The 7,234-nt window shown below is 58.9% G+C and carries 4 protein-coding genes; 2 read left to right on the top strand and 2 right to left on the bottom strand.

The features are described from left to right. Window positions 1–57: 57 nt before the first annotated feature. A complete protein-coding gene (locus AU193_RS15780; RefSeq protein ID WP_156425240.1) occupies window positions 58–1,281 on the bottom strand; it encodes a hypothetical protein in 1,224 nt (407 codons plus the stop codon). 271 nt (window positions 1,282–1,552) lie between these two features. Here AU193_RS15780 and AU193_RS15785 point away from each other — a divergent pair, with 271 nt between their 5' ends. Together AU193_RS15785 and AU193_RS15790 are read left to right on the top strand one after the other, a co-directional pair. Then, window positions 1,553–2,614 (top strand): IS630 family transposase, encoded by a 1,062-nt coding sequence (locus AU193_RS15785; protein ID WP_064423318.1) that lies wholly within the window; start codon window positions 1,553–1,555, stop codon window positions 2,612–2,614. A gap of 622 nt (window positions 2,615–3,236) precedes the next feature. Beyond that, window positions 3,237–4,817, top strand: a complete 1,581-nt coding sequence (locus AU193_RS15790; RefSeq protein WP_082683006.1) for an MFS transporter — start codon at window positions 3,237–3,239, stop codon at window positions 4,815–4,817. A gap of 353 nt (window positions 4,818–5,170) precedes the next feature. Here AU193_RS15790 and AU193_RS23750 read toward each other — a convergent pair. Beyond that, a partial coding sequence (locus tag AU193_RS23750; RefSeq protein WP_156425241.1) for an alpha/beta fold hydrolase occupies window positions 5,171–7,234 on the bottom strand: 2,064 nt, incomplete at its 5' end.

Raw genomic sequence — 7,234 nt, forward strand, 5'->3', positions numbered from 1 at the left:
GTGGTTTCTACCTGAGTTCGCGTGGAGGAAGTTTCCGATAAACCTCTATACGGTCCGTTAGTCCCAGCCACGATTGTCATAGCCGGAGACCAAATGGGTGGCGAGGAAAAAGTCTTGACGCTGTGGGTACATCTTCGCTAACAGATTGGAAATCTTTTCAGTAGACGGCTGTGACAGCATCTCGTCGAGCCTAGCGTCGAGTTCGATGCCCATTTCGGCACACGCTGCTACCTCCTGCCGTATTCGGTTCCATACAAAATCGGTGAGAAGAACAGAAATAGCCGATGGATCGTCAAACTCAAATCGAATATTAGGCATCGGCGAGAACAGGAGAACCTTCGCGGTCGCACAAATGGTTGACATGGTTGTCAGAAACGTCATCGAAAATTCCCAATCGCTCTTCACCTTCTCGAAAGGATAGAGGGAATCCACGTCGACCATGCCACCCCTAAGGGTGACGTTTTGCGCACTAGTGCAGTAACCTACGCCATAAGAGGCCATGCTGAGCGGAAAATATCCGATGGCGAGCATTCTTCCGGCAAGGGAGAAATATGAATGAGTCGCGCTGCGGGCGTCGTATCCGTATTGGGCACTCAAGACACCGTCACGAGTCGCAGCATCGAAGATTCCACTGTCTCCCAACTGCGGCGGGACTACATGTGCAAGTCGAACTGGAAGGTGTGGAAAGAAGTAGACGTAGGCAGCGAGCCCATCCTCAGCGAGCAACCTTGATAAGTGCCTGGTCCGATCTGACGCATACCTGTCTAAGATGTCGAAATATTTGTCGACAACCTCCTCGGGAAAACGATAAACAGCTAAGTGCATCGGAGTGTTCGCCAACTCGCCGAACTGACGAACGTACTTCTCTTGAAAACTAGCTGCTATCTTTGCTTCGTCAAGCGCCTCTGAACCATGCACAGCAAGCCCCAGCTTCTGCTCTGCGAGAGGGAAGACTTCCATGGGGGCCCAACGCTGGCCAAGGCTATAAGACTGACGGAAGGCCCGCTCTAGATCGTCGTCTACGACTTCGCTGCCTTTGACCCCCAGCACGCCACCATCACTGTGCTTGATGTAGAACGCGCGCATATGCTTAGGCGGCCGCACGTGGTGCTCATTGTCAAAGGGTTCCAATGTGGGAGCTACAGGGCAACCCTCGCGTAGTTTGGAAGGCACTTCCTCTAACCAAGAATGCTGACCAACAAGCCAATCCCACAAAGCCGGGTGTTCAGAGTCCAAGGACCAGATGACTTCGGCTTTGTGATGACGAAGGTCGTCAAACATTGCTTATTCCTTTCAAGACGCAGAAGAAGATCCTTTTACACTGGACACGAGCAAGTCATCGATCGATCAGCCGATATGCCTTCTTATGACTGGCCAAATCGGCCGCGGGCGCTCGGCTTATGGCGTGGTCGATGGACACGGTGCGCCGTGAGCGCCGAAGGGGAACGGACTCATCAGGGGATGACGATAAGCCAAAGCTGTGACGTATTTGGGCGAATCACGAACTAGTGTCGTGCGTCATTAATTGGTTTACGGTGTGGGATGATGGTGTATGCCGTCATCTGGATTGGTGATCAGTGCGCAAGATCGTGTGACGTTGGAATCGTGGACGCGGTCCTCGACGGTGTCTGCCGGCCAAGTCGAGCGGGCACGGATTGTGTTGGCCATGGCCGATGGGGCCGGTACGTCGGTGGCAGCGCGGCAGGTTGGTGTGTCGCGCCCGACGGTGATCAAGTGGCGGGATCGGTTCGCCACGTTGGGCATTGATGGACTTGCCGACGAGCCCCGCAGCGGCCGGCCCAAGACCGTCGATGACGCGGCGATCCTGGCGGCCACCCTCGATGCCCCACCGGAGTCGCTGGCGGTGACCCACTGGTCGAGTCGACTGTTGGGCCGTCACCTCGGCGTGGGCGATGCCACGGTCGCCCGGGCGTGGCGGCGCTACGGGGTCAAGCCGTGGCGGCGGGAGACGTTCAAGTTCTCCACCGATCCCGAGCTGGAGGCGAAGGTCCGTGACGTTATCGGCCTGTACCTCAAGCCGCCCACCAACGCGGTCGTGTTGTGCGTCGACGAGAAAAGCCAGATTCAGGCGCTCAACCGAACCCAACCGATTCTGCCGATGCGCCCGGGCCTGCCGGAGAAGGCCACCCACGACTATCACCGCAACGGCACCGCCACCTTGTTCGCCGCGCTGGAGATCGCCACCGGCAAGGTGACCGACCGCTGCTACGAGCTTCACGGCCAGGCCGAATTCCTTGACTTCCTCAAGACCGTCGCGCGCGCCTACCCACGACGGAAACTGCACGTGGTATGCGACAACTACCACACCCACAAACACGCCGATATCAGTGCATGGCTGGCCAAGAACCCCCGCGTGACACTGCATTTCACACCGACTTCTGGCTCATGGCTGAACCTGGTCGAGGTGTTCTTCTCGATCATCACCCGTCAGGCCATCCGCCGGGGTTCGTTCAACAGTGTCAAAGAACTCATCACAGCCATCAGCGCATTCATCGACGGCTGGAACCAACGCTGTCACCCGTTCGTGTGGACCAAAACCGCAGACGAAATCCTGCCCCACACCCGTAAACCAAATTCAGACGCGAGACACTAGCTCCGCTTCTGCGGGCGTTGGCTACGACCTGCGGCTGCAAGGCCGTGTGCATTCGGCATGCAACGAGTTTTACCCCGTCACCAACGCGAGAAGCGTCTCCCCCGGCGCCAGGCGGAGCATGCACGAGCAGTCCGGTGCCGGTCCATTCGTATCCGCCAGCTCTCCCTCGACTTGCGGCTTACCTTTAGCTGAGTGTGCGCACTTCCGCCTGTCTACAACGCGGTCGTGCCAAGACACCTGTTCTCGAGTGAAGTACGATCGTTGATCACGACCAACTGAGCGCCCCGACTCTCGGGAAGGGGAGACCGGAGCGTCTGGCCCCCCAGTTACCTGACGGCCAGTTCGCAGCTATGACAACTGTTTTCGAGCCGATACGCGGGAAAACAGCGCAAGACACCCATCTACGAAACGACGACGGCGACGTAGAGGGTTCATGTCCAGGGACGGGGTGTACCACGTCCCCAGACTTGACCCCAAGAATGAAGCCAGCGCGCGCATCGCCGCCAAGAACCAGGATCGCGCACCGCAGCTTCCGACCTGCCGGTTCTGACCTGAGATTGCGACCGCGGAGACGTACCAGACCGCGTCAGCGTGGTGTGATTTTGCTGTAGCGTAGCCCGCTATGACGGCTCGCGACGAGGCAGCGAAAACGCCTCCTCAGACGACGACGGGGTCGGCGGAGAAGACGACGGAGAAGCCGCTCGAATCAACCGCGCTCACGCGGAGAAGACATCATTTCCCGTCCTGGCTTGTGTCACGTCGCTTCGTCGCACCGGTTATTGCGATCGGCGGTATTCAGCTGCTTACCACGATGGATGGTCCGATCGCGATTTTGGCCCTCCCGTTGATTCAAGACGAGCTGGGCTTGTCAGATGCGGGGAGGAACTGGGTAATTACCGCCTATTTGCTGACCTTCGGTGGTCTCATGCTATTAGGCGGTCGCTTGGGTGACACCTTTGGCCGCAAGCGCACTTTCATCGTTGCTGTCGCCGTATTCACGCTTGCCTCGACCATGTGTGGCATCGCGTGGGACGAGACAACGCTTATTCTGTCCCGACTCCTCCAAGGCCTGGCGGCCGCGATCGTCACCTCGACCTGTCTAGCTTTGGTGGCAACCACCTTCCCGAAGGGACCCATGCGCAACGCTGCCACAGCAGTATTTGGCGGAATGACGGCTGTAGGAACAGTGTCAGGTTTGGTGGTAGGCGGGGCGCTCACCGATATTTCATGGCGGCTTGCCTTCTTGGCGAATGTCCCGATCGGTCTGCTAGTGATCTACCTGGCTCTCTCTGCGCTGGAGGAAACGCAGAAGGAGCGTATGAAGCTGGACGCTACCGGCGCTGTGCTCGCAACGTTGACCTGTACCGCAGTTGTTTTCGGCTTGTCGATGGGACCTGAGAGGGGCTGGCTGTCGGCTACGACGATCGGTTCGGGTGCGGTGGCTCTGGCCGCTCTGGTGGCGTTCGCCGTCGTGGAGCGCACCGCCGAAAACCCCATCGTGCCGTTCGACTTGTTCAAGGACCGCAACCGCCTGGTCACATTCTCGGCCATATTCCTGACCGGCGGAATTGGTTTCACGCTGACCGTGCTCGTCGCTCTTTATGTGCAGACGATCATGGGCTATAGCCCGTTGCGCGCGGGCGTCAGCTTCATACCGTTCGCGATCGCGATGGCGATCGGTGTGGGGCTGGCGTCCAGGTTAGTGATGCGGATTCCACCGCGGGTCGTGGTGATTTCTGCCGGGCTTCTTATGCTTGCCGCGGTGCTGTACGGCTCGACGGTCAATCGAGGCATTCCTTACTTCCCGAATCTTGTTCTGCCCCTTCTAATCGGTGGCGTCGGTCTGGGCTTGGTGAACGTCCCACTGGCGTTATCGCTGATCTCGAGCGTGGGCTTGGACCGCATCGGCCCCACGTCCGCGATCACAGTGATGTTGCAGAACTTGGGCGGACCTATTGTGTTGGCAGGCATACAGGCCGCCATTACGTCGCGCACGCTACACCTAGGCGGCACCATCGGCCCGGTGCATTCCCTGAACGCCGCGGAGTTGGATGCGTTGGACCAGGGTTACGGCTATGGCCTCTTATGGCTGGCCGGGATGGTCGTCGTGCTAATCGTTATCGCGCTGTTCATCGGTTACACAGCGCAGCAAGTGGCGCAGCCGGAAGGTGCAAGTAAATCCGTCGACGCGCTGGACCGTTAGCAGCACTTCCCTGGTCTCGTTCACACTGACCTCCCGAAACGTCATGGCCGCGGCCTCCTGACTTGAGCCGTCAAGCTGTCGAACGAACAAACGAAGAGACCACCGACGCGTCCTCATGGCAGGCGACAGCCCTGGCCGAGACGTCAACGGCTACTACAGTGGCCGAGCTGATCTACGGGGCACCCCGCCTGGGCGCCTGGAAGACCGTCGAGGGCGTCGAACTGGCCACCCTGAGCTGGGTCCACTAGCACAACACCGCACGTGTGCACGGCTGCCTTGAAGGACCTCCGGCCGAATTGGCCTTCGGAAATCGGCTGACAAACCTGAACCTTTCCGGCTTCTCTTAGCAAGCCTCAAGCGCCCATCACAGTTCTAAGCCGTTCAATGTATGTATTCAGCGCCCCATCGGTCACCATTTCGTCATGCACGCAATCAACTGGATAAACCATGATCTCACCAGTGACGTAAGGCCGCCAACCTTCTGGATCCGTTGAATTAGAGCCGCTCGTATCATCATTTCTTGCAGCTGAGAATATAACCATATCTCCCTCGAAGACGCCGGGTACATGGTCCCGAAGGAACGACTGGTTAAGGTTATGATTGCGAACGGCGAAGTCGAAGACCTCCTTCGGCGGAAGAATGAACTCCGCGACCTCCCCTTGCTGACGAATCAACTCCTGTGCCTCTCGGTATGTAATAGGCTGCAAGTCGTTCTTAATTTCGATACGACTAGATTTCAGCAAGAGGTTCAGGAGACGTTCCTCTCCTCGATTCTCGTCGTCTTGGACGGAATCCTTATTGCTCAGAACTGGGTCCAGGAGAGTAAGACAATGCACAGCGCTGCCGCGCCGACGAAGTTCAATGGCAAGCTCGTGTGCAACAGGTCCTCCGAAAGACCATCCCAGAAGGTTGTACGGCCCGACGGGATAAATCGCTTGAAGTCGGTCGGCATAAATGACCGCGAGGTCACGGATTGATCTGGGTTCCGGCTCGCCTTCCTGAGGGATCTGATTAATCCCAACGACTGGGCAATCTAAATTTTCAGCGATACCACGGTACGCGTAGCTTTGCCCGTTACCTTCGTGAATGCAGCACAGGGGCACCCCGCTGCCCTCTTTTAGTATTTCAACGGGGACTAGTTCTACCGCGCTGTCTTCCCTTTCCAGCGCCTGGCTCAGGCCTCTCACTGATGGCGCATGAAACAGGCTGCGCACAGCCAGATGAGCGTTCAATGACTTGTTGATTGCGATAATTAGCCGCATCGCCGTGAGGGAATTACCACCCAACTCGAAGAATGAGTCGTCGACGCTGACCCGGTCCAGCCCGAGGACTTGGGCGTAGATGCCGGCCAGGATTGCTTCGGTGGTGTTGGCGGGGGCGCGGTAGTGGTCGGTGCCGCTGTATTCGGGTGCTGGTAATGCGCGGGTGTCGAGTTTGCCGTTGACGGTCAGCGGCAGCGCGTCGAGGGTGGTGATGACCGCGGGCACCATGTAGGCCGGTAGCTGCTCGGCCAGGTGTGCGCGGGCGGCGGTGGGGTCGGCGTTTCCGGTGATGTAGCCCACCAGTCGTTTGTCGCCTGGGCGGTCCTCGCGGGCGATGACCACCGCTTGTTCGACTCCGTCGAGAGCACTCAACGCCGCCTGGATCTCACCGAGTTCGATGCGGTATCCGCGGATCTTGACCTGTTCATCGGCACGGCCCAAATACAGCAACTGTCCATCAGCACTCCAGGACACCAAGTCCCCGGTGCGATACATCTGTTGCCCAGCGGCACCGGGGAAGGGGCATGCCACAAACCGTGAGGCGGTCAAACCAGCGCGGCCCACATATCCGTAGGCCAGCCCGGCGCCGGCCACATACAACTCAGCGACCACACCGGCAGGTACCGGGCGCAACCAGGCATCGAGCACGAAGAACCCCAGATGAGACAAAGGCACCCCGATCGGGCTGGTGGTGTCCTCGACATCGGTGTCGACGATCTCGCGCACCGAGGCGTGCACTGTTGTCTCGGTGATGCCATACATGTTGAGCAGTCGCGGCAGCCCCGGATGTTGGCGCAGCCAGGGCCGAAGACGTTGGGGTTCGAGCGCCTCGCCACCGAAGATCACGGTCTCCAGCTTGAGTTGATGGCCCAGCTCGGGTGCGAGCGCATCGGCGGTTTGCAGCGCATAAAACGCCGAGGGGGTTTGGCTCAACACGCTGACCTGCTCAGCGACCAGCACAGCATGCAAATCCTCGGGCGAACGCACCACCGCATCGGGTACCACCACCAACCGGCCGCCGTGCAGCAAGGCCCCGAAAACCTCCCACACCGAAAAGTCAAATGCCAGCGAATGACATTGCGACCACACTTGACCGGCCAAGGCCATGCCCGCGTCGAGAACCTCCAACAGCCGTATCACGTTGCGGTGGGCAAC

Origin of the sequence: Mycobacterium sp. GA-1285 (assembly GCF_001499905.1) — a bacterium.
In the GTDB taxonomy this organism is placed as follows: Bacteria; Actinomycetota; Actinomycetes; order Mycobacteriales; family Mycobacteriaceae; genus Mycobacterium.

Bases quoted from the DNA above. Each gene is read 5' to 3' on its own strand.
- AU193_RS15780 (WP_156425240.1), bottom strand. From the start codon at position 1,281: ATGTTTGACGACCTTCGTCATCACAAAGCCGAAGTCATCTGGTCCTTG.
- AU193_RS15785 (WP_064423318.1), top strand. From the start codon at position 1,553: ATGCCGTCATCTGGATTGGTGATCAGTGCGCAAGATCGTGTGACGTTG.
- AU193_RS15790 (WP_082683006.1), top strand. From the start codon at position 3,237: ATGACGGCTCGCGACGAGGCAGCGAAAACGCCTCCTCAGACGACGACG.